The sequence below is a fragment of the Parafrankia sp. EAN1pec genome (genome assembly GCF_000018005.1).
GTDB classification, from domain to species: domain Bacteria; phylum Actinomycetota; class Actinomycetes; order Frankiales; family Frankiaceae; genus Parafrankia; species Parafrankia soli.
Window position 1 is genome coordinate 7,077,545 of sequence record NC_009921.1, and the last position, 22,809, is coordinate 7,100,353.

A 22,809-nucleotide genomic window follows, 5' to 3' on the forward strand; every position below is an offset into this window, starting at 1 on the left:
CCTGGCGGCCGGTTACCGGTTGCCGGCCCCATCGATCGGTATCGTGAGCAGTTATCCACAAGCCAAGGCATTCGAACGCGATGCGAGGCGGGAAGTCTGATACACAGGTAAGACGCGCCGACCGTCACCGGAGAGGAGGCGTTGATGAACGACCGCTTCCTTCAGCTCAGCGACGTGGCAGAGATCCTCAACATCTCTGCCAGCCAGACGTACGCTCTCGTTCGCTCCGGTGAGCTGCCCGCCATCAAGATCGGCGGGCGGGGCCAGTGGCGGGTCGAGCGCAGCGAGCTCGAGGCCTACATCCAACGCGCGTACGAGCAGACCCGCGCCTTCGTGGCCGCCAACCCGATGAGCCGCAACGAGACCCTGCCCGAGGACTGACCCACCCCGAACACCCGCACCCGGGCCGGGCGGCTGGACGTCCAGCCGTCGGTCGCCGGGGTTTCCACCGTGCCGGTCGCCGTGGGCTCAGCCGCGCCGGATGAACGCGAGGCCCTCGAGGGGCACCGTCCAGCCGGAGCGCACCTCGCCGCGGCGGGCGAACTCGCCCAGCGGATGTTCGGCGAGCTCGACGAAGTCCGCGCCGACGCGCAGCAGCGTCCCGGTCAGCTGCCCGCCGCCGAGCAGGGCGACCGCGCAGGCCGCCCGGTCGCGCACCAGGCCGCGCAGCACGTGGCGCAGGTCGAGCCGGGCCGCGAGACGGCCCTCGTGCCCAGGCTGCGCCGACACCGTCGGCAGGCCGCGCACCGCGAGCAGCGACGATCTCGGCACCAGCACCTCCGCCGGGCCGGACTCGGACAGCAGGAGCCAATCAACCCCGAGCGCGGTGAGCCGCCCGGTGACGGCTGTGGGGCCGGCCGTCGGCCCGCCCCGCAGCAGGCATCTCACCTCGGCCCCCACCGCCGGTCGCAACCGGTCGAGCAGCCGGAGGTAACCGGCCTCCCGCCGCGTCCGGTCAGCGATCTCCGCTTCGAGCTCGGCCGCCTCGGCGGCCTCCCACTGCAGCTCAAGATCGGCGAACAGGTCCTCCCAGCGCATCGCGGCACCAACCTCCATTTCTACAGGTCAACCGTCACGACCCCGATCAGACGAAGCAGGACGGATTGACATACGCCTTTCGGCGGGTTACACAAGCAAACGTAACCAAACGGCCTCTGCCGTAGTTCGGCTCCCTGACCCCGAGCCAATCCGGAGGCCGACATGGCTACCGATAGCAGCAATGCCCGCCCATGGGCGATGTACCTCGACACAGCCAGGTACATCGCCCATGGCCGGCACTGCTCCCATACCCGGACGGACGGTCACCAAAGATGATCTCAGGGGCGCGGCGGGACTCGGCCGCCAGGGTGGGCAGCGCCGTGCTCGCCCTCGGTGTCGCGGCGGTGCTGATCCTGCTGGGCCCGCGGCTGGCGGACCTGCCGTCGAGCCCCGGCGACATCCCCACGTGGTTCGCCGACGAGCCGGAGCTGGCGTTCGCCAACTGCCTCGGCATCATCGCCTGGATCTGCCTGCTGTGGCTGTGCGCCGGAGTGGTGCTCGGCGTCCTGGCCGCGCTGCCGGGCGCGGCCGGCCGGGTGTTCGCCGCGCTCGCCCGCCGGGTCCTGCCCAGCGCGGTGCGCCGGATCGTCGAAATCGGCCTCGGGGTGACCCTCGTGGCCGCGAGCGTCAGCCCCGTTCTCGGCGCCAGCCCGGCTTCGGCCGCCACCGGCCTGCCCGCCGCCACGGCGTCGGCGAGCGTGTCAGCGGACGCTTCGGCGGGCGCCCCGGCTATCGGGCCGACGGGCGGGCTGGCCGCCTCCCAGCGTGGCTGGCCCTACCTGGGCCACCCCGACGCGGCCGCCGGCGCCGACGCGGCGAGGGCGTCCGGCTCCGGTGGTTCCGCCGCCGGTGCCACCCCGGCGGAGGGCGCGACCGCGGTGCCGCCGGCCGGAAACGTGCCGTCGCCCGGTGCCGGGCGTGGCCTGCCGGACGACGTCCAGGTCGTGCCGATGACCCCGGTCAGCGCGGCCGATCCACCCACCCGTGCGCAGCAGCCGCCGGATCCCGCCACGGCCGCCCCTGACCCCGGCGCCGCGCCCACGGACCGATCGGCCACGGCGACCGCGCGCGGATGGCCCTTCCTCGGCCATCCCGACCGGGCCGAGCACACCGATCAGCAGGGCCAGGCCGGCCAGCCGTCCGGCACCAGCACGCCACGGCCCACAAACCCGACCCCAGGTGCACCGGCCCCCAGTGCGCCGAGCACCACCGCTCCGACGCCCGCCGCCGCAGCGCCCAGTGCTTCCGCGCCTTCCGGCAACGGCGGGGGTGATCCCCTCGTGCCCTCCGCGCCGCTCGGCACGGGCACGCCGGGCACGGCGCCCGGCGCATCCCCGGGCACTCCCCCGACGAATCCGGGCGCGGCCGCGGAGGTCGTCGTGCTGCGCGGAGACAGCCTGTGGACGATCGTCGCCCGTCACCTCGGGCCTACCGCCACGACCGATCAGATCGCGGCCGAGTGGCCGCGCTGGTGGTCGGCGAACGCCGACGTGATCGGGCCCGATCCGGATCTTCTTCTTCCCGGCCAGCGGCTCCTGCCGCCGCCCAGTCCCTGACCCCGGCTACAGCCACCTGCCCGGCCCAGGTCCCTCGGTGCCTGGGCGATGACGCCCCACCATCCCCCGAAAGGTCCGCCGTGACCGCGACGACCGCCCTGACCCTGCCCCGTCGCCGGCGTCCCCATGTCGCCACAACGCCCCGGTTGATGCCCGTGCGTCCCATCGACCCGCCCTACGACGATGAAACCGTCCCACCCGAGCAGACCGCGCCGGCCGGGCGAGCCCCGGGAACCGACCGGTCCGCGGGTGCCCGGTATTCACGAGTCGCGGCGCCGACCACCACGCCAAACGCCCCGTCGACCGCTATGGGCGCGCCGGCCAGGATGGTGTCCCGCGCCGAACGCGGCGCCGCCCGCCACCTCCTGCCGGACCAACGGACCCTCCCGTGGCCGCAGCCCGCCCGAACGACCCGCACGCCGGCGCGCCAGCCGGCGGACGGTGCCGCCGCGGTGGCACCGCGGCTCGCGGCACGGGCACCGACGGGCCCGGGGACGTCACCGGACCCGCGCCGGACCGCGGCCGTCGTCGTGCGAGTGATCATCGAGGTGTTGTCCGGAGCCCGCCCGGCCGCGCATCTGGCCCCCTGGAGCACGGCCGCCCTGCAGAGCGACTTCCAGCGGACGGCCTCGTCCCTGGCCACCCGTCAGCCTTCGCAGGTGCGCAGCGTGCGGGTCAGCGAGCCGCTGCCCGGGGTCGCGGAGGTCAGCGCCGTGGTCAGCAGGGGTCCCAGAGTACGGGCGCTCGCGCTGCGGATGGAGCACGCGGCCGGCCGCTGGCAGGTGACGACCCTCCAGCTCGGCTGATTCTCCAGCTCGGCTGACCGGCCAGCTCAGCCAACCGGCCAGAGGCGGGGCGGAGAGCTCCGGCGACGCACCCGCCCCACCTCTGGCTTTCCGGTGGTTCCGTCAGTCGTTGCGGCGGGCCGGATCGCCGTGGCAGCGCTTGTACTTCCGCCCCGAGCCGCAGGGGCAGGGCGCGTTGCGTGCCGGGCGGGCCGTTCCGCCCTCGCCAGCGCCGCGGGACACGCCGCCGCCGGCCGAGCGCGGCCCACCACCGCCGGCACGGGACAGCTCGGACCCGTTGTCGACGGTCGTCACCGTGGACGAGCCGCCGTCGACAGACGGCGCCGTGTAACGCAGTCCACCGGTCGGGCGGTGCGGTTCGAGGCCCTTGACGAAGACGGGCGGCGGGGACGCCGGCACCGGGGCCGGCGGAGGCTCGGGAGCGGTCCGCGCGGGCTGCGCCGGTGCGGGCGCGGCCGGGGTGACCAGAGGCACCGCGCCGACGGACACGGAGCCGCGCTCGGCCGGGGTGGCCGGCGTGGGCGTCGTGCCGGCCGGGGCTGCGGGCGCTCCTTCGGGCGCGGTGCCGCTCTGGTCGGTGTCCCGCCCCGCTACCTGCACCTCGACGTTGAACAGGAGGCGGACCGACTCCTCCTTGATGCCCTCCATCATCGTCTGGAACATGTCGAAGCCCTCGCGCTGGTACTCCACGACCGGGTCTCGCTGCCCCATCGCCCGCAGGCCGATGCCCTCCTGCAGGTAGTCCATCTCGTAGAGGTGCTCACGCCACTTGCGGTCGAGTACCGCGAGCACCACCCGGCGCTCCAGCTCACGCATGACGGCCTCGCCGTCCGGCTTGTCGCCGAGGTCGGCCTCGCGCCGGTCGTAGGCGTCCTGCGCGTCCGCCTGAAGATCCTCGAGCAGGAGGTCGGAGGTCAGCCCCTCGCGGTCGTCGGTGCCCGGTGCGTCGACGCCGACCGGGTAGAGCAGGCCCAGGCCCGACCAGAGGGTTTCGAGGTCCCACTCCTCCGGGTACCCGTCGGCCGTCGCGCCGCGCACATAGCCCTCGACGGTGTCATCAACGAAGTGGCGAACCTGCTCGTGCAGGTCGGCGCCCTCCAGGACCTTGCGGCGCTCCTCGTAGATCACGGTGCGCTGCTTGTTCATGACTTCGTCGTACTTGAGGACGTTCTTGCGGATCTCGAAGTTCTGGCCCTCGACCTGGGTCTGCGCGGAACGGATCGCGCGAGTCACGATCTTGGACTCGATCGGGACGTCGTCCGGGATGTTGAGGCGGTCCATGATGCCCTCGACCGCCGCGGCGTTGAACAACCGCATGAGGTCGTCACCGAGGGAGAGGTAGAACCGGGACTCGCCGCGGTCGCCCTGACGGCCGGCACGGCCGCGCAGCTGGTTGTCGATCCGGCGGGACTCGTGCCGCTCGGTGCCGAGCACATAGAGGCCACCGGCGTTGACGACTTCCTCGTGCTCGGCCTTGACCGACGCACGGGCCTTCTCCAGCGCCTCGGGCCAGGCCGCCTCGTAGTCGTCCGGGGTGTCGATCGGAGACAGGCCGCGCTGGCGAAGCTCCGTCTGGGCGATGAACTCGGGGTTGCCGCCGAGCATGATGTCGGTGCCTCGGCCGGCCATGTTCGTCGCCACGGTGACCGCGCCGCGCCGGCCCGCCTCGCCGATGATCATCGCCTCGCGCTCGTGGTGTTTGGCGTTCAGCACCTCGTGCCGGACACCGCGCTTGGCGAGCTGCTTGGACAGGTACTCCGACTTCTCCACGCTGGTCGTGCCGACCAGGACGGGCTGACCGTTCTCGTGCCGCTCGGCGATGTCCTCCACGACCGCGTCGAACTTCGCGATCTCGGTCTTGTAGACGACGTCGGCCTGGTCCGTGCGAGCCATCGGCTTGTTGGTCGGGATCGGCACCACGCCGAGGGCGTAGATCTGGTGGAACTCGGCGGCCTCCGTCATGGCCGTACCGGTCATTCCGGACAGCTTGTCGTAGAGCCGGAAGTAGTTCTGGAGAGTGATCGTCGCCAGGGTCTGGTTCTCCTGCTTGATCTCGACCTTCTCCTTGGCCTCGATCGCCTGGTGCATTCCCTCGCTGTAACGGCGGCCGTGCAGGACGCGACCGGTGAACTCGTCGACAATGAGGACCTCACCGTCGGTGACGATATAGTCCTTGTCCCGCTTGTAGAGCTCCTTGGCCTTCAGCGCGTTGTTGAGGTAACCGACGAGGGGGGTGTTCACCGACTCGTACAGGTTCTCGATGCCGAGCTGGTCCTCGACCTTCTCTACGCCGACCTCGCTGATCGAGACCGTCCGCTTGCCCTCCTCGACCTCGTAGTCGACGTCCCGCTCGAGCAGGGGGGCGATCCGCGAGAACTCGGTGTACCAGCGGGTCGGGTTGTCGGCCGGGCCGCTGATGATCAGGGGCGTGCGGGCCTCGTCGATGAGGATGGAGTCGACCTCGTCCACGACGGCGAAGTGATGGCCGCGCTGGACCAGTTCCTCGGCGCTCCAGGACATGTTGTCGCGCAGATAGTCGAACCCGAACTCGTTGTTCGTGCCGTAGGTGATGTCGCACCGGTACTGCTGGCGGCGCACCGACGGCGGCATCTGGGGATGGATGACACCGACCGTGAGGCCGAGGAAGCGGTGGACACGGCCCATGTTCTCGGCGTCGCGCTGGGCCAGGTAGTCGTTCACCGTGACGATGTGGACGCCGTTGCCGCTCAGGGCGTTCAGGTAGGACGGCAGCGTGGAGACCAGGGTCTTGCCCTCACCGGTCTTCATCTCGGCGATGTTGCCCAGGTGCAGCGCCGCGCCACCCATGATCTGGACGTCGAAATGGCGCTGGCCGAGCGTGCGCCGCGCCGCCTCGCGCACCGTCGCGAACGCCTCGGGCAGCAACGAGTCGAGGGTTTCCTCTTCGCTGGCCAGGCGCTGGCGGAACTCGTCGGTCATCCCGCGCAGCTCGGCGTCGGTCAGACCGGTGAAGTCGTCCTCGATGAGGTTCACCTGCTCGGCGATCGCCTTGAGCTTGCGCAGAATCCGGCCCTCACCGGCACGCAAGATCTTGTCTAGAACCACGGCGAAACTCCTCCGGCAGGCATGTCGGCGAGGCTCACCGACAACCAAGATGCTAGCCCCTCGATCGCCACCCACGGCCCGTCCTCGGACCGGCGGCGGCGCGCCGGGATCGGGAGCCGCGCACCGCGCCCAGGTCGCCGCGGCGCCTCCCTCCCCCGCGAGTACACAACGACCGAGCGGCGGCGCCCGTGCCCGGCCTGGCAACGCGTGCCGTGGCCCGCCGGCCATCGTCGGAAACGTCTCGCGCCCACCACCGAATCGGGTGCCGACGGCGGGCCGCGAGCACGCCGCCGCGGCCCGGGGTGCTGGCATCGTGGCGGTATGCGTTCCGACACCGGATCCGGTCCCGGCCCCGTCCCCGGCCCCTGGCTGCCCCCTGCGCGCCGGCCCGGGCCGGGCGCCGAGCGCGCCGTCCAGCGGATTCCGCTCGAGCCCGTCGAGATCACCGCGGGTGCGCTGCACCTACGTCCCTGGAAGGCCTCGGACGTCGACGCCGTGCGCGGGGCCTGTCAGGATCCCGAGATTCCGCGGTGGACGCGGGTCCCCGTTCCCTACACGAGAGACCACGCGGAGGACTTCGTCTGCCGGCAGGCGCCGGACGCGTGGGCGACGGCGACGGGCACGCCGCTGGCCGTCGTCGACGCCACCACCGAAGCGCTCCTGGCGTCGGTGGCCCTGCAGGACCTGACCGACGAGGGGGACGCGGAGATCTCCTACTGGTGCGCCGCCGACGCCCGCGGCCAGGGCGTGGCCACCCGGGCGGCGGCGGCGCTGCTGCGTTGGGGGTTCGGCGCTCTTGGGCTGGAACGCGTCGAGTGGCGCGCGGCGGTCGGAAACCACGCCTCCCGCCGGGTGGCGGAGAAGCTCGGGTTCACCCTCGACGGCACGCTGCGCAGCGCGATCGTCCTGGGGGACGGCGTCCGCCACGACTGCTGGATCGGCACCCGGCTCGCCACGGACCCGCCCGTCTGACCGCCGCCCTGCGGCTCGCCAACGGGCCCGGCTGACCGCCGCCGCGCGGCTCGGCGGACACCGCGGGCCCGCCGGGCGCGAGGCCGTCAGGTGATCTCGAGCAACTTCTCCCGCACCGCGTACACCACCGCCTCCATCCGGGAGTGGAGCTGGAGCTTCTCCAGGATGTTCCGGATGTGGTTCTTCACCGTGTTCTCGCTGATGTAGAGCTGCTTGGCGATGTCCCGGTTGTTCAGCCCCTTGGCGACCAGGCGGAGGACCTCCATCTCCCGGTCGGTCAGCCGCGGTGTCGGGAGCTGCGGGCGGTCGTCCTTCGTCTTGATCATGGCCGCGAACTCGCTGAGCAGCTTGGAGGCCATGGACGGGCTGATGAGGCTCTGGCCGTTGTAGACCGCCCGAATGTCCGCGGCGACCTCGTCGATCGAGATCTCCTTGAGGAGGTAGCCCATGGCGCCGGCCTTGATGGCGTCAAAGAGGTCGGCTTCCTCGTCACTTATCGTGAGCATCACGATCTTCGCGCTGGGCACCTTCTCCTTGATGGCGCTCGTGGCGTCGATCCCACCGCGCCTGGGCATGCGGACATCCATCAGGACGATGTCCGGCGCCATCTCGGCGGCCATCGTGACCGCCTCCGCCCCGTCGGCGGCCTCACCGACGACCTCGATGTCGACCTCCTGCGCCAGGACCATCTCCAGGCCGCGCCGGAACAGGGCATGGTCGTCAACGATGAGCACCCGGATGGGATTCGCCTCCGATGGCGTACGCAGCGCCTCCTCGGAACGCTGCTCGTCCACCGTCATCTCCGACCTCCCCTGGAACCGCTCCCGCGGGGTTGTGCCCCCGGCGTCGCGACGCCGGGGGCACAACCCGTGGAACGTGCCGTGTGCACCGATGCCGGGAGTCCGACACCCAAGGCAAATGGTCCCACGCCGGCAGGGGGGATCGACCGTCACACGGCGGAAATGACCGCCGCCGTTCGTTCCCGGGCGCCGATCATGCTGTCTCCGGCCGCTCCCTCGAGCCGGATGACGCCGTAGTCGTAGCCGCATCGGCGGTACACGACGCTGGGCAGGCCGCTAGCGGCATCGAGGAAAAGGTAGAAGTCGTGCCCCACGAGCTCCATGTTCGACAGGGCGTCGTCGAGCGTCATGGGCGCGGCCGCGTGGGTCTTCTCGCGTACCACCATCGGCGAGTAGTCGGAATCGTCGCCGTCGCCGTCGCCGTCGTCGGCCGTCGACCAGCTCGGCCGCTTCGCGCGGGTCTCGGATCCGACGGCGGCGAGGCCCGCCGCGCCGTCCTCGGCGCCCGGGACCGGCGGACCGGCGGTGTCCGTCTCCGGCTGGCGGCCGGTCGGGACGACGGGGATGTCCGGGACGGCACCCGCCCGGCCGGGAACCGGGTGGTTCGCACCCGCGTGGTTGGCGTGGTGGCGGACCCGCCGGTCCGAAGCGCGGCGCAGGCGCTCCGCCAGCTTGGCGGTAGCGCGATCGAGCGCGGCGTAGGCGTCGGCCGCGGCGGCCTCCGCACGGATCACCGGGCCCCGCGAATACACGGTGAGCTCGACACGGTCGCAGGTGTCCGACAGCCGAGGGTTGTGTTCCTTGGAGAGTTCGACGTCGACCAGCATGACCTTGGAGTCGAGCCGCTCGAGCTTCGCGAGTTTGGCCTGGACATGCCTGCGGAACCGTTCCGGAACCGCGGTGTGCCTGCCCTTGACCACGATGTCCACGCGATCCACCTCCCGTTCACCTGGCCCGGTCGGCCGATCCGTGGGGGATCGACGCGACCGGCGAGTCGGTACCTCGGGCGGCCGTCGATGGCTGACCTCGGCGTGCCGAGGTCACCTCGTGTGCCGCCGTAGGTTGTCAACGTTCCTGGTGCAGTACCTCGTGCAAATCAGCTGGTGCAAATCAGCTGGTGCTGGCTTCTGGCGCTGCCGGACGGCTCCTTCCATGGGCGCGCCTCGCTGTCCGGTGACCACGGCATCGGCGGTGTTTCCACCGACCCGCCTCGCTCGGCTCCTTCCCCTCGCCGGTCGGGTCTATGCCGGAACGGCCCTACCAATATCGGGAGATTCCGGACCGGCATCCTGGGAGCGGCCGGCCGCGCCGTGAAGCCGGTCGGCGCGTTCCGAAGGCCCCGCCTCGCGCGCTCCTCGACCGGGCCGGCAGCCCCGGGACGGCGGCCCGGGACGGGGGGCCGTGCGCCGCATCCGTCGCGTCGCGACGGTGGGCCGCACGCCGACCTCGTCCAGGACGACGGCACCGCGCCGAGCAGTGACGGTCATTGCCGGCATCAGCTTGTCGCCGTCGGCTCCGGGGGCGGAGCGCTCGCGCCCAGTGTCCCCCTTCCACCGCCCGGGCGGCGGGCAATCCCGAAGGATGGCGCGTCGCGCCCGTGCTGGAGCGGTGTGGCGGCCACCGCCGCGCCGGCCGCCGGCGCCCAGCCGCCCGCGCGCAGCGCGCGCACCGCCTCCCGGACAGTCGCACCGGTGGTGACGATGTCGTCCACGACGACCGTGATCTCCCCGGGACGCGGCGAAGGCACGCCGGTGCGCAGCGCGAACGCCCCCGAACGGTTGCGTGACCGTGCCGCCGCCCCGAGGCCGGCCTGGTCGGCTCCGGGCCGCGACACCCGCAGCGCCGCGCTTACCCGCGCCCGGAGCCCGCGGTGGGCGAGGGACCGGGCGGCGACCGCCGCGAGCCGGGCGACGTGGTCGACCCCTCGGCGCCGCCGCGCCGCGGCCGTCGTCGGGACCGGGACGAGGAGCACCGGTGGGGGCCGGCTACCGCCGGGTGCGACCGCCACCAGCGCGACCGCCACCGCCCGCGCGAGCGCCTGGCCCAGCACGGGAGCGAGGTCGACCCGCCCACGCTCCTTATAGGAGAGCAGAAGGACCCGGGCGGCACCGGCGTACGAGGCCGCCGCGAAGGCGGGGGGCATCGCCGGCCGGAGCGCCGGCTGTAACGAGGGACCACGTGGCCGGCCGGGCCACTGGGAGTGGCTGGCTGGATGGTGGCCTCGCCGCCCCGGGCTGGCCGTGGGACCCGGAGCGGCGAGAACTGGGGGACCCGCCAGGGCCGCCGCGCAACGCGCACAGGCGGCCTCACCGGGCCGGCCGCAGCCCGCGCAGGTGCGCGGCAGCACGAGATCCGCGAGGATCGTCAGGGCCTCGGCGAGGTGGGGAAAACGGGTCACCGGACGAGAATGACCGGTGATCGACCGGCTTCGCCATCGCCGGACCCGAGTTGTGGACAGACAGCACCGCACGCGGCGGCTGTGGACGACGCGGGCCGGACCCGGCCAGAGCAGAACCCGGCACGGGGCCATGAACTGCCCGCTGCGCCGCACCGGCCACGCCGGCATCAGCGGCACCCGGCGCACATCGACGACGCCCGGCGCATCCGGACCGGCCCGTCTGCCAGACCTGCGCGTCCGCCCGGCACGGCGGTGGCCCGTCGCCGGGCCGGCGGCGGGCGATCGCCCCGCGTCGACAGGGCGCCCGGTCGGGAGGTGTCCGTACTCGGTCTGCAACGATGCGGTCGCCAGAAACGTTGGTCGACATGGGACGGCAACTAGTACAGGGAGACCACGATGACGGACGGAGCCGGTCAGACCCCTCCCGGCACGCCCGGACCGGAACAGCCCGGCTCGTGGGGTGCGCCCTCCCCGGGCCCGCAGCACCCACCCCCCGGTTCGTGGGATCAGCCACCACCCGGCCCCGGAAGCGGCGCGCCCACGCCCGGCGAATGGCCTGCGCCCGGCGGCTGGCAGGCCCCCGGCAGCGACCCCTCCGCGGCGCCGGTCCCCGGACAGGGCGCTCCCCCCGGCTACGTCCCGAACAGCCCGAACAGCGGGTACGGGCCGGGCGGGTACGGGCCGCACGGTGGCTACGGCCAGCAACCCGGCCCGGCCCGGGGCTACGGCGCGTGGGGCCCGAACGGGTGGGGCGGTCCGCCGATCGCACCCAAGCCCGGCGTGATCCCGCTGCGCCCGCTGGCGGTCGGCGAGATCCTCGACGGGACCTTCGCGACGATCCGGTCGAACCCCGGCGCCACCCTCGGCCTTACCCTCGGCGCCACCGCCGTGGTCGAGACGATCAGCACGGTCGCCGCGATCGCCGCCGAGGAGATGTCCAATACGGCGGCAACGGTACTGACGCTGCTGCTCTTCGGCCTGAACGCGGCGCTCGGGATCTTCCTCTCCGGGGTGCTCGCGGTGGTGGTGAGCGAGGCGACGCTCGGCGGGCGGATCACCGCGGGCGACGCCGTCCGCCGGGTCACCCCCCGGCTGGGCGGTCTGCTGATGCTGACCCTGGCGGTCACGCTGTTGAGCGCGCTCGGCCTGGTCGCGCTGATCGTGGGGGCGGTCGTGGTCGCCGTCTACCTGAGTCTGGCCACACCGGCCTACGTGCTCGAGGCGCAGTCGACCGGCGACGCGCTTCGGCGCTCGTGGCGGCTGGTCAAGGGATCGTGGTGGCGGACGCTCGGCGTTCTCCTCCTCTCCGCGGCGGTCGGCGGGGTCCTGATGTTGATCTTCGCGATCCCGACCAGCGTGATCCTCATGTCGTCCGAGCAGACGTTCGGCAGCCTGGTCGAGGGAGACCTGACCGTGGCCGGGCACATCGTCAACGCGATCGGCAGCCTGCTCGCCACGACGGTCGCGACTCCGGTGCTCTCCGGGGCCGTCGTCCTCCTCTACATCGATCGGCGCATCCGCCGCGAGGGGCTGGACGTCACCCTCACCGAGGCGGCCCGCCAACGCGCGGCCACTCCGTGATCACCGGCCACCTGTCCGCTCCCTTCCTGCCCTCGTTCCTCCCCTCCGTCGTCGCTCCGGCCGTCGCCCCGGCGGCGGCCGGCGGCCCGCTCGGGGGGCCGGTGACGCGCGAGGGGGCGCAGGACGAGGCTCGGCGCGAACTGTCCAAGAGCGTCTACCAGGACGCCCAGCCCGACTGGTTCACCCGGGCCATCACCTGGATCAACGACCGCCTCGCCGACCTGTGGAACTGGCTGACCCCGGACACCGGTGCCGGCGTGGGCGGTTTCAACGGACTCGGTGTCCTCGCCGTGGTCCTCGTGCTCGTCGCGCTCGCCGTTGTGATCCGGCTGTGGCTGGGCCCCGTCCGGCGGACCGCGCGGGACCAGGCGGAGGAGACCGACCTGTCCAGTCCCCTCACCGCCGACCAGCTCCGCGTACTGGCCCGGGACCAGGCCGGCCAGGGCGCGTACGCCGAGGCGGTGCGGTCCCGGCTACGGGCGATCGTGCGGATGCTGGAGGAGCGTGGAGTGCTGGACCCGAGACCTGGACGCACGGCCGGCGAGCTCGTCGACGCCGTCCGCGCTGCCATCGACCGCGACAGCGATGCGATCGGTGCGCTGGTCGCGGCCGTCGAGGTGTTCAGCGAGATCTGGTACGGCGGTGGGCCGGCCACCGAGCAGGCCTACGAGGTTCTGGTGCGGGCGGACGAGCAGCTCACGGGCGTGCGAGGCCGCCCGGGCCACGGCCGGTCCGATGGCCGGTCCGACGACGGATCCCGCCCGGTCCCGGCATGACCGCTCCGCCGACTGACCGCCCGCGCCCGGCGACACCGGCCTCCGGGCCCTTCGGCACCCCAGCGGGACCGCGCTCAGGCGCAGGCGTGGGCCGAGGCGGGGGTGGCTCGACCCACGTCCGCAGCGGTCCCCGGCCGCCGGCCATCCGGCGCGCGGTGCGGCTCGGCGCCGTCCTCGGCGCACTGGTGATCGCGTACGCGGTGATCACCGCCGTGGTCAGCCGCCCGGCCGGCCACGGCTACCTGGACATCACCTCCGCGGACGGATACGGCACCCGGGCGGTCGCGGAGATCCTGCGCGCCCGCGGGGTGACGGTGACGGCCGGCGAGCAGGTGCCGATGGCAGCCCCGGCGCCCGGCCCCGCGGGGACGTCCACAGGGCGGACGGTGGTCGTCACCAACCCCGACCTGCTGTCCCAGGCCGAGCTCGACGCGCTGGTGACCAGCACCCGCGCCGGCTCGGACGTCGTTCTCGTCGCCCCGGATCCCAGCGTGGTGGTCGCGCTGGGCCTGCCGGTCACGACCGGGCAGCCGGGCGAAGGTGACTACGGTGACGAATCCCCCCCGGGGTGCACGCTCCCCGAGGCAGGCGCGGCCGGGTCGACCACGGTCGGCGACTCGGTGACGTTCGCCCGCACCAATGGCCAGGACAGCCAGAACGGCCAGGGCACCCCGGACGGCCGGAGCGGCGCCACCCGCGTCGAGCTCTGCTACGGCGACCCCGGCGCGGCCCGGTTGGCGGTGCTCACCCCCACCCGGTCGAACGTCGGCAGCGGGCCGACCGGGCGCCTGGTGCTCCTGGGCGGCGGCGGCTTCCTCACCAACGAACGCCTGGACGAGACCGGGAACGCGGCGCTGGCCCTCGGGCTGCTCGCCCGCGCCCCCCGGCTGGAGTGGGTGACCCCGGTCGTCGCGGCCGAGGACGCCGTGGGCACGAAAGGCCTGTCGGAGCTGCTCCCCGACGGTTTCTGGTTCGGCGCCCTGCAACTCCTGCTCGTCCTGGTGTTCCTCGCTTTGTGGCAGGGACGGCGGCTCGGGCCGCCGATCGAGGAGCCGCTGCCCGTCGTGGTGCGCTCCACCGAGACCGTCGAGGGCCGGGGCCGGCTCTACGCCGCGGCGCACGCCCGCGAACGGGCCGCCGCGGCGCTGCGGGCGGGGCTGCGGGCCCGGCTCGCCGACCGGCTCGGCATCGATACCGCCGCGGCCGGCTCGCCGTGGCACACCCGTGGTCCGGATCCGACCGTCCTCGTGGCCTCCGTCGCCGAACAGACCGGACGGTCACCCATGGAGATCGGGCCACTCCTGTACGGTTCGGACATGGCGCCCACGGGCTATTCCCAACCACCCTGGCCGGCCCACCAGGGCCCGCCCGCCTCATGGGCATCACCGATCCCGCCGAGCCCGGTCGACGTCCAGGTTGCCAGGACGAGGCGGGATGCCGAGGGTGACGTCGCGCTCGTCCGGCTGGCCCGCGCACTGCACGAACTCGATCGACAGGTGGGCAGAAGGTGACATCCCCGAACCTCGGCGCTCCCCCGCCCGGATCGGAGACGCTGCGCAAGCCGCTGGCCGCTCCGCAGGCGCCTCCCCCCGCCGACGCCGAGGCCGCCCGCCGCGCGCTGGTGACGCTGCGCGACGAGGTCGCGAAGGCCGTCGTGGGCCAGGACGCCGCCGTCAGCGGCCTCGTCGTGGCGCTGCTGTGTCGCGGCCACGTGCTGCTCGAAGGCGTCCCCGGGGTCGCGAAGACCCTGCTCGTGCGAACGCTGGCGGCCGCGTTGTCGCTCGACACCAAGCGGCTGCAGTTCACCCCGGACCTGATGCCGGGTGACGTCACGGGTTCGCTCGTCTACGACAGCCGGACCAGCGAGTTCACGTTCCGTGAGGGGCCGGTCTTCACCAACCTGCTGCTCGCGGACGAGATCAATCGGACGCCACCGAAGACCCAGGCGGCGCTGCTCGAGGTCATGGAGGAAAGACAGGTCACCGTCGAGGGCGTGCCACGCCCGCTCCCGGCGCCCTTCGCCGTCCTGGCGACCCAGAACCCCATCGAGCACGAGGGGACCTACCCCCTTCCCGAGGCGCAGCTGGACCGTTTCCTGATCAAGGTGACGCTGCCGCTGCCGCCCCGCGACGACGAGGTGCGGATCCTCGCCCACCATGCCGGCGGGTTCGACCCGGGCGACCTGGCCGCCGCCGGCGTGTCGCCGGTGGCCGGCCCGGCCGATCTGGCGGCCGCGCGGGCGGCCGTGTCCAGGGTGCAGATCCACCCCGAGGTGCTCGCGTACATCGTGGACCTGGCGCGGGCCACCCGGGCGGCTCCGTCGGTGCAGCTCGGGGTGTCGCCGCGCGGGGCGACCGCGCTGCTGGCGACCACCCGCGCGTGGGCCTGGCTGTCCGGGCGCACGTACGCCACGCCGGACGACGTCAAGGCGCTGGCCCGGGCGACCCTGCGCCACCGGATCAGCCTGCGGCCGGAGGCCGAGCAGGACGGCGTCACCGCCGACACCGTGCTCGACCAGGTGCTCGCCGTCGTGCCCGTCCCCCGGTAACGGGCAGCTGTGGCGATCACCGGCCGCGCCGTGGCGCTGGTCGCGCTCGGCATCGTCGTGGTGGCTCTCTCCCCGGTGCCAGGCGCGACCTTCGTGCTGGTGAACCTGCTGGTCGTCGCGCTGATCTGCGTCGACGTGTGGCTGGCGGGGCAGGTGCGCGCGTGCACGTTCGCCCGCTCCGGGCCGACCGCGGCCCGGCTGGGTCAGCCGGTTCCGCTCGTGCTGACCGTCACCAACAACGGAACCCGCACCGTGCGGGCCCGCATCCGCGACGGCTGGCCGCCGTCCGCCGGCGCCCGACCGCGGGTGCACCGGGTGACGGTGCCGGCGGGCGAGCGCCGGTTCCTGGAGACCACGCTGAACCCGACCCGGCGCGGTGACCGGATGCCCGTCCGCATCACCGTGCGCTCGCTGGGCCCGCTGGGCCTGGCCGGGCGGCAGGGCCGGCACCACTGCCCGTGGCGGGTGCGGGTGCTGCCGCCGTTCTCGTCCCGCCAGCACCTGCCGGCCGCGCTGGCCCGGTTGCGCGAGGTGGAGGGCGAGGTCGCGATCCGCGGCGGCGGCGCCGGCTCGGAGTTCGACAGCCTGCGGGAGTACGTCGTCGGCGACGACGTGCGGACGATCGACTGGCGGGCCACCGCCCGCCACCACGGCTCGGTGGTCGTCCGCACCTTCCGGCCCGAACGGGACCGCCGGGTCATCTGCGTCCTCGACACCGGCCGGACGTCAGCCGGCCGGGTCGGCGACGTCCCCCGGCTGGACCACGCGTTGGACGCCGCACTGCTGCTCACCGCCGTCGCCCTGCGGGCCGGGGACCGGGTCGGGCTGGTCGCCCACGACAGCACCAGCCGGATCTCCCTGCCGACCTCACGGGACAACGGCCTGCTGGCCCGGATGAGCGATGCGATGGCCACCCTGGAACCGGCCCTCGTCGAGGCCGACCACGCCGGGATGGCCTCGGCGGTGCTGCGCAACGCCTCCCGGCGTGCCCTCGTTGTCATCTTCACCGAGCTTGTTCCGGCGGTGATCGAGGACGGCCTGCTGCCGGCGCTGCCCACGCTGACCTCCCGGCACACGGTTCTCGTGGCCGCGCTGCGCGACCCCCGGCTTGACGAGCTCACAGCCGGGCACGGCGACGTCCACCAGGTGTACGCGGCGGCGGCAGCCGAGCAGACGCTGCTGCGGCGGCGCGAGCTGACCGAGGCGCTGCGCCGCCGCGGCGTCGAGGTGGTGGACGTGGCACCGGCGCACTACGCGGCGCTGGTCACCGACACCTACCTCACGCTGAAGGCCCGCGGACGCCTGTGACCGCGGCCCGCGCGGCGGCCCCCCGCGCGAGATCCGGGGTGCCCGGACGCTCCCGGGGCTCCGCGGCGGCGTCCAGGCCCGTCTCGCGCACGACGGCACGCAGCTCCCGGACGACGCGCAGCGCCCGCTCCCCCGGATCGACGCGCGTGGTCGCGTAGACCTCCTGGGTCAGGTCGACGCCGTCGCGGCGGACCGGGACCCAGCGGAACAAGCCCGCCCGCGTGCCCGCGAACGAGCTGCCGCTCTTGAACGGCAACGCGATGTCGGACGGGACGACGACGGTGCCGTGACCGTCCTGGCCGAACGCGACGAGCACCTTGGTGCCATATGCCTCGTGCGCGACCCGGGCCGCGATCCCCGGATCGTCCGCAATGTGCTCGGCGATCTCCCGCTCGAGCATCTGACGGGAGCGTGCGGGCAACGGCGGCACCAGCAGCCGGCGCCGGACCAGATCCCGAAGCTCGATGCCGTGCTCGGCCTCGACCTCGACCTCGGCGGAGTCGATCATCGCCTCGAGCCGGGATGTGTAGAGCCGGTGCCGGTCGAGGGCGGGCGGATCACCCACCCGCCTGGGCGGCGGGCCGATGACGAGGTCCGTCGCGCCGTGCAGGAGCGACCCGATGACGTTCTCCTCGAACACGACCATCGACCGGTCCTGCTCGCCCAGCACGTTGGTGGTGCACTCGATGTGGTCATCCGACCGGCCGTCACGCCCGTCGGCGTCACGGCCGGGACGTTCGTCGGCGACCGTCACGCGCAGCCGGCGCATCACCGCGGAGACCAGGTGCGCGTGCTGCGGGAGGAACGTGATGCGCAGCGTCGACGAGCCTGCGTCCGACAACGCACCCCAGCGGTCCATCATCTCCCGCGCCTGGCGGTACACCTCCGTCCCGAACACCGAAAGGCCACGCCGGTCCTGAGCGAAGAGGCTGCGGCCGGCGAAGGCCGACTGGAGCAGGTCGAGGTTCTGCCGGACGGCGTTCGGGGTCTGGCGGAGCTCGTCCGCGGCCCGGCTGACCGAGCAGTCGAGCTCCGCGACCGAGACGAAGACCCGCAACCTGGCAAGGGTGATCCGGGGGTCGGGACCGCGTCCGCGCTCGTGCTGAGGCACAAGCTGAGCTTGGCACAGCTTAGAAGATTTTGTGTGCCTCAGAGCAGCGTAAGTTCTGTGGGTACGGAAATAAAGCTGCTCTTGCTCACGGTCGAGGACGGCCGGCACGATAGGCGGGTGGACATCCTTGATCCGGATCTTGCGGCACGCATCGGCGCGCTCGGCGCCGCGGATGCCGACGGCGTAGGGCGCGAGGCGTGCGCGCTGTTCGCCGCCGGGTACGGGCGGCGCGACGCGCGCGACCTCGCCCGAGCCCTGCACTGGCTGCTGCGCGGCAATCCACTGGTCTGCTCCAGCACCCAGATCATGCACGCTCTCGCGAACGGTGCGGGCAGCGCGCGATCCGGCGCGATGATCCCCAGCCCGACGCTTCCGGACGAGCCGCTCGCCGCCGGCACGCTCCCGGCTCGGGCGCCCGCCGCCCCGCCACGCCCCGCGGTGCCCTCGCTCGCCGGTCTCGCCGGGCTCCCCGCGCTTTCGGACGCGCAGTGCGCCGCGCTCGCCGTCGCCCTCGATCTCAACCACGGACTGGACCAGGGCACGGCCCGCGCGGACGGGTCCCTGCCGCCCCACGGCGCGACCGCGGACCTCATCGAGCTGCTGGCCCTCGGCCGCCGGCTGGCGCTGGCGCTCGAACTGCTCCGCCGTCCGGACTATTTCCTCTCCGAGATGTACCGGGGCGAGGAACTCCTGATCGGCTAGGATGGCCGACCGAACTGGCCGCCGAACGGTTGGGAACATCGCGGCCGGACGGGCCGTGACCGCGCGGGGAGGCACAGCGTTCGCCGTACCCGAACCGGGGCCCCGCTTACCTCGGGTCCGCGGGGGGTGACGGTACTGCGGTCGGCGGGTGGGGCGCGGCCGGAAACGGCGCGGCCGGGTGCGGGGCGCTCGGGTAGGGCATGGCGGGGAAGGGCGGATAGCCCGCCGACCCGAGATACGGCCCGCCGGGGGACCGGCCTGCCGGTCCCCCTGGCGGATGTCCCGTTGCGGCGGCCTGGGGCTGCCGGCCCGCGGTCAGTCGTCCGTACGCGCGGCGGGTTCGTTCGGCGAGCACGGCAGACAGGACAGCCCAGCCGGGTGCGTCCGGAGGGGGTTGCGGTGTCACCGCGGCGCGGATCTCGCGCAGCAGGGCGCCACCGATCCGCTCGCGGGAATCGTCCGAGAGCTCGTGGGCGCGGGCCAGGAAACGGCGGGCGCGCACGGCGAGCTCGTCGTCCACGCCGGTGAGGTCGAGGGTGGCGACCCAGCCAGCCAGCGGCGGCGGGACGGTGGGGAGCGCGCCGATGGTGCGCGGCACGTTCGTCTGCAGGACCACGGTGCCGGCGAAGACGTCGCCGAGCCGCTTGGAGCGGCTCGACGCGACCATGCTGATCACGGCGGGCAGGCCGAGTAGCAGCCCCGGCCGTTCGACGACCGCGCCGATCAGCCCTCTGGTGAGCGCGTGCCGGAAGCGGATCGGGCCACCGTCGTCGCGGACGACCCGCAGGCCCAGCACCATTTTTCCAACAGTGCGGCCCCGCATGAAGGTCTCGCACGCGACGGGATACCCAAGGACCACACCCACGTAGATGACGAGGAACAGAGTGGCCGTCAGGGCGTCGTTGTCCGGTTGGACCACGAGGAAGGCCGCGATGGCCGTCACGTAGAGGGCGTAGCCCTGGATGGCGAGGTCGATGAGCCCGGCGATCATGCGAGAGCCCAGCCGGGCCACCCGCAGGTCGATGGCGACAGCTTCACCCGTGACCACCTGGTTCATCCGCCGCTCCCCGCGCCCACCTGCCGCCGTTCCGGTCACGACCGATCATGCCCGGCACGCACGGAGTGCGGACCGGTCTGGAAGAGTAAAGCCTGCCGTGACTACTCCGACGACTGGTGCCGCCGGCTTCTCAGGCCGCTTCGGTGGCCTGACGGGCCAGCCCGGCCCGAAGGATGTTGATCGCCGCGTTCACATCGGCGTGCGCGGCATGCCCGCACGCGACACAGGTGAACGCGGCCTGTGTTCTGCGGTTGTCGGCGTGGCAGTGCCCGCAGACCGCGCAGGTGCGGGAGGTGTTGGCGGGGTTGACCTCGACGACCGTCCGTCCGGCACTTTCAGCCTTGGCACGCAGCACAGCGAGGAACACCCCCCATCCCGCGTCGAGAACGCTCCTGTTCAGCCCGGACTTCGCCGCCTGCCCGTTCGCCACGAACACTCCGGGCCGGTCCGGATCGGGTCTCGGCGAGCCCCGGCGAGTCATGTTCACAATCCGCAACGCTTCCACAGCGATCAGATCATGGTCAGCGACCAGGGAGCGGGCGACCGTGTGCGCGAGGTCGAGGCGCTGCCGGCGAACCCTGCCGTGCAGCGCGGCGACCTTCGCGACGGCCTTCCGGCGCCGGGTCGACCCCCGCTTCTTACGGGCCAGTTCCCGTTGCGCACGCGCGAGCCGACCGGCCGCCGCGGCAAGAAAACGCGGGTTACCGACCTGACGGCCATCGGAGAGGGTCACCAGCGACGCCACACCCATATCCACCCCCACCACCACCCCGGTGGCCGGCAGCGGCCGCGCGGGCACGTCGTCGCAGGAGAGGACCACATACCAGCGGCGGCCTTCCCGCCGCACCGAGACCGTCTTGACCGTGCCCGCCACCGGCCGGTGCTGGTGAACCTTGACGTGACCGACACCTTGAAGCCGGACCCGGGTCCGGGTGGGATGCTCGGGCTGGGAGTTCCAGCGGCAGCCGTCCCCGTCCCTCGGCCACTCGACCGTGTCGAACCGGCCCGCGCCTCTGAACCGCGGGTAGCCAGGGGTCTCGCCTGCTTTGACGCGGCGGAAGAAGCCGGCGAACGCCTTGTCGAGGCGACGCAGGGTGGCCTGCTGGGAGGAGAACGACCAGCGGCCCTGATCCGGGTCGCAGGCGCGGATCTCCCTGAGCTGGGCGGACTGGTCGCCGTAGCGGACCGTCGCCTTCGACGGATGCCGGTAGGCGTCACGTCGTTCCTGCAACGCGGCGTTGTAAAGTGCCCGGTGATCATCGAGCATCGCCGTCAGCGCGGCGGCCTGCTTCACGCTCGGGCGGAGCAGGAACCTGAAAGCCCGCCTCACCGGGCACGCTCCACACGCCACAGCCGCCCGTACCGGGTGTCAACGTACCGGCGGACGGTCTCGGGCGAAACCGCGCCGACGGCGCCGGCGAAGTACGACCGCGACCACAGGGCCGGCAACCGGGAACGCAGATGCCCGAACTCCACGCGCAGCACCCGGGACGTCAACCCCTTGAGCGGGTTGGCGACACACGACGGGAAGTGCTTCGGATGAGCCTTGACGAACAGCCGCACGTGGTCGGGCGTGACCTCCCACGCGACGACCATCCACTCGTGCTCGGTGCACTTCCGCCGGACCAGCTCCTCACAGCGGTCACGGACAGAACCAGCGAACACGGGGCGGCGGTACTTCGGGCACCACACGATGCGATACCCGAGGTCGTAGACGCCACCCGCGCCCACCGTCACCCCCCGAACCATGATCCGAGAATACCAGCGACGTACATCCATGATTACGGTCCGCGCCCGATTCCCCTGACGCCTGAAGGCGCCAGCCCCCTCGGGAAATCTTGATGGACCTCGATGCGTACGTCGCCGTCCACCGTCCGGAGTGGATCCGGCTGGGTCAGCTCGTCGACCGCGCCGGCCGGCCCCGGCGGATGTCTGCGGACGAGCTCGACGAGCTGGTCGAGCTGTATCAGCGCGCCGCCACTCACCTGTCGGTGATCCGTGACCGTTCCCACGATCCGAATCTGGTCGATGATCTCGCGAGTCTGGTCACCCGGGGCCGGGCCGCCGTCGTCGGCGCGCCGGACCAGGGCTGGCATGTCGTGGGCAGGTTCTTCGCCGTCACGTTCCCCGCCGCGGTCTACGCGCGCCGTTACTGGGTGATCGCCACGACGGTGGTGTCGCTGCTGGTCGCGCTCGCGTTCGCACTCTGGATCATGAACAGTGCGGACGCCCGGGCGAATCTCGTCCCGCCCGACGAGGTGGCCGACCTGTGCCGGTCGGACTTCGCCAGCTACTACACCGAGAACCCGGCCTCGTCGTTCGCCAGCCAGGTCTGGACCAACAACGCCTGGGTGTCGGCGCAGGCGGTGGCGTTCGGTGTCCTGTTCGGCGTGCCGACGCTGTTCGTCCTGCTGCTGAACTCGGTGAACCTGGGCGTCGTCGGCGGCTACATGGGCAGCTGCGGTGAGGGCGGGCAGTTTTTCTCTCTCATCCTGCCGCACGGGATGCTGGAGCTCACCGTGGTCTTCGTGGCCGGCGCGGTCGGCCTGCGGCTGGGATGGTCGATCATCGCTCCGGGGCCTCGGCGCCGGGTCGAAGCACTGGCCGCCGAGGGGAGGGCCGCGATCGGGATCGTCCTCGGGATGGCGGTCGTGCTCGCCGTCTCCGGGGTCATCGAGGCGTTCGTGACGCCCTCGTCGCTGCCCACCGCGATCCGGATCGGGATCGGCGCGCTGGCCTGGGCCGGTTTCGTCGCCTACGTGTGGATCTATGGGAGCCGTGCGGTCGCCGCCGGAGAACGCGGCGATCTCGACGAGTCCCTGGCCGCGGATCTCGTGCCCGTAGCGCCTTGACGTCCTCCGCCCGCGTGAGCGCGGGGTTCCAACTCCTACACACCCACCGGGAGGGGTGTGCAGTGACAAGCAGACCCCGACACTGGGCGAGGATGCCCCGGTTCAATCCGGCTTTCTGCCGCACGTTTGCCCCGTCGCCTCGACGCTGCCCGGGCCGAGCGGGGTCAGTTGAATTGCGCTTTCGGACGACGATCCGCCTCGCGGCGGATCGCCGGCCCCT

At 72.8% G+C, this 22,809-nt stretch carries 20 protein-coding genes; 11 read left to right on the forward strand and 9 right to left on the reverse strand.

Features of this window, described 5'->3' with window-relative positions:
• Window positions 1–144: 144 nt before the first annotated feature.
• Window positions 145–381 (forward strand): helix-turn-helix domain-containing protein, encoded by a 237-nt coding sequence (locus FRANEAN1_RS28855; RefSeq protein ID WP_020463281.1) that lies wholly within the window; start codon window positions 145–147, stop codon window positions 379–381.
• Window positions 382–468: 87 nt separating this feature from the next.
• Here FRANEAN1_RS28855 and FRANEAN1_RS28860 read toward each other — a convergent pair whose 3' ends face one another.
• On the reverse strand, window positions 469–1,038 hold the full coding sequence (locus FRANEAN1_RS28860; RefSeq protein WP_020463282.1) for a hypothetical protein: 570 nt from the start codon (window positions 1,036–1,038) through the stop codon (window positions 469–471).
• Between the two features lie 272 nt (window positions 1,039–1,310).
• On the opposite strand from FRANEAN1_RS28860, the gene FRANEAN1_RS28865 reads away from it, so the two are divergent.
• Entirely contained in the window at window positions 1,311–2,594 is a 1,284-nt protein-coding gene (locus FRANEAN1_RS28865; RefSeq protein ID WP_041254892.1) for a hypothetical protein, read from the forward strand.
• An 80-nt stretch (window positions 2,595–2,674) separates the two neighbouring features.
• Window positions 2,675–3,400 (forward strand): Rv3235 family protein, encoded by a 726-nt coding sequence (locus tag FRANEAN1_RS28870; protein WP_020463284.1) that lies wholly within the window; start codon window positions 2,675–2,677, stop codon window positions 3,398–3,400.
• 102 nt (window positions 3,401–3,502) lie between these two features.
• Here the strand turns inward: FRANEAN1_RS28870 and secA are convergent, their stop codons facing one another.
• Complete coding sequence (gene secA / locus FRANEAN1_RS28875; RefSeq protein ID WP_041254893.1) at window positions 3,503–6,484, reverse strand: preprotein translocase subunit SecA; 2,982 nt, start codon at window positions 6,482–6,484, stop codon at window positions 3,503–3,505.
• 420 nt (window positions 6,485–6,904) lie between these two features.
• Between secA and FRANEAN1_RS28880 the strand changes: the two genes are divergently transcribed.
• Window positions 6,905–7,456 (forward strand): GNAT family N-acetyltransferase, encoded by a 552-nt coding sequence (locus FRANEAN1_RS28880; protein ID WP_041256629.1) that lies wholly within the window; start codon window positions 6,905–6,907, stop codon window positions 7,454–7,456.
• Window positions 7,457–7,542: 86 nt separating this feature from the next.
• Here the strand turns inward: FRANEAN1_RS28880 and FRANEAN1_RS28885 are convergent, their stop codons facing one another.
• From FRANEAN1_RS28885 to FRANEAN1_RS28895, 3 genes are all read right to left on the reverse strand, one after another.
• A complete protein-coding gene (locus FRANEAN1_RS28885; RefSeq protein ID WP_018505454.1) occupies window positions 7,543–8,256 on the reverse strand; it encodes a response regulator transcription factor in 714 nt (237 codons plus the stop codon).
• 149 nt (window positions 8,257–8,405) lie between these two features.
• Window positions 8,406–9,185 (reverse strand): ribosome-associated translation inhibitor RaiA, encoded by a 780-nt coding sequence (gene raiA / locus FRANEAN1_RS28890; RefSeq protein WP_020463287.1) that lies wholly within the window; start codon window positions 9,183–9,185, stop codon window positions 8,406–8,408.
• A gap of 566 nt (window positions 9,186–9,751) precedes the next feature.
• Window positions 9,752–10,654 carry a phosphoribosyltransferase family protein gene (locus FRANEAN1_RS28895; protein ID WP_041254894.1) on the reverse strand — a complete coding sequence of 301 codons (903 nt, stop codon included), beginning with the start codon at window positions 10,652–10,654 and terminating at the stop codon, window positions 9,752–9,754.
• A gap of 396 nt (window positions 10,655–11,050) precedes the next feature.
• On the opposite strand from FRANEAN1_RS28895, the gene FRANEAN1_RS28900 reads away from it, so the two are divergent.
• The 5 genes from FRANEAN1_RS28900 (at window position 11,051) to FRANEAN1_RS28920 (ending at window position 16,867) form a co-directional block, all read left to right on the forward strand.
• On the forward strand, window positions 11,051–12,235 hold the full coding sequence (locus FRANEAN1_RS28900; protein ID WP_020463289.1) for a glycerophosphoryl diester phosphodiesterase membrane domain-containing protein: 1,185 nt from the start codon (window positions 11,051–11,053) through the stop codon (window positions 12,233–12,235).
• Window positions 12,232–13,011, forward strand: coding sequence for a DUF4129 domain-containing protein (locus FRANEAN1_RS28905; RefSeq protein WP_020463290.1), 780 nt, complete (start codon window positions 12,232–12,234; stop codon window positions 13,009–13,011). The genes FRANEAN1_RS28900 and FRANEAN1_RS28905 overlap by 4 nt, the downstream gene beginning before the upstream one ends.
• Before the next feature lie 86 nt (window positions 13,012–13,097).
• Window positions 13,098–14,522, forward strand: a complete 1,425-nt coding sequence (locus FRANEAN1_RS28910) for a DUF4350 domain-containing protein (protein ID WP_020463291.1) — start codon at window positions 13,098–13,100, stop codon at window positions 14,520–14,522.
• A 41-nt stretch (window positions 14,523–14,563) separates the two neighbouring features.
• A complete protein-coding gene (locus tag FRANEAN1_RS28915) occupies window positions 14,564–15,559 on the forward strand; it encodes a MoxR family ATPase (RefSeq protein ID WP_347177265.1) in 996 nt (331 codons plus the stop codon).
• Between the two features lie 9 nt (window positions 15,560–15,568).
• Entirely contained in the window at window positions 15,569–16,867 is a 1,299-nt protein-coding gene (locus FRANEAN1_RS28920; RefSeq protein ID WP_020463293.1) for a DUF58 domain-containing protein, read from the forward strand.
• Here FRANEAN1_RS28920 and FRANEAN1_RS28925 read toward each other — a convergent pair.
• On the reverse strand, window positions 16,839–17,978 hold the full coding sequence (locus tag FRANEAN1_RS28925; RefSeq protein ID WP_157472829.1) for a hypothetical protein: 1,140 nt from the start codon (window positions 17,976–17,978) through the stop codon (window positions 16,839–16,841). The genes FRANEAN1_RS28920 and FRANEAN1_RS28925 overlap by 29 nt on opposite strands.
• 81 nt (window positions 17,979–18,059) lie before the next feature.
• Between FRANEAN1_RS28925 and FRANEAN1_RS28930 the strand changes: the two genes are divergently transcribed.
• Complete coding sequence (locus tag FRANEAN1_RS28930; protein WP_157472830.1) at window positions 18,060–18,680, forward strand: hypothetical protein; 621 nt, start codon at window positions 18,060–18,062, stop codon at window positions 18,678–18,680.
• 106 nt (window positions 18,681–18,786) lie between these two features.
• Here FRANEAN1_RS28930 and FRANEAN1_RS28935 read toward each other — a convergent pair whose 3' ends face one another.
• The 3 genes from FRANEAN1_RS28935 to tnpA all read right to left on the reverse strand — a co-directional run bounded on the left by FRANEAN1_RS28935 (window position 18,787) and on the right by tnpA (window position 21,486).
• Window positions 18,787–19,737 carry an RDD family protein gene (locus tag FRANEAN1_RS28935; protein WP_020463295.1) on the reverse strand — a complete coding sequence of 317 codons (951 nt, stop codon included), beginning with the start codon at window positions 19,735–19,737 and terminating at the stop codon, window positions 18,787–18,789.
• Between the two features lie 130 nt (window positions 19,738–19,867).
• Window positions 19,868–21,067, reverse strand: a complete 1,200-nt coding sequence (locus tag FRANEAN1_RS28940) for an RNA-guided endonuclease TnpB family protein (RefSeq protein WP_020463296.1) — start codon at window positions 21,065–21,067, stop codon at window positions 19,868–19,870.
• A complete protein-coding gene (gene tnpA, locus FRANEAN1_RS28945; protein ID WP_041254897.1) occupies window positions 21,064–21,486 on the reverse strand; it encodes an IS200/IS605 family transposase in 423 nt (140 codons plus the stop codon). Before tnpA ends, FRANEAN1_RS28940 begins: the two co-directional genes overlap by 4 nt.
• Before the next feature lie 92 nt (window positions 21,487–21,578).
• Here tnpA and FRANEAN1_RS28950 point away from each other — a divergent pair, with 92 nt between their 5' ends.
• On the forward strand, window positions 21,579–22,589 hold the full coding sequence (locus FRANEAN1_RS28950) for a stage II sporulation protein M (RefSeq protein ID WP_020463298.1): 1,011 nt from the start codon (window positions 21,579–21,581) through the stop codon (window positions 22,587–22,589).
• Window positions 22,590–22,809: the final 220 nt, after the last annotated feature.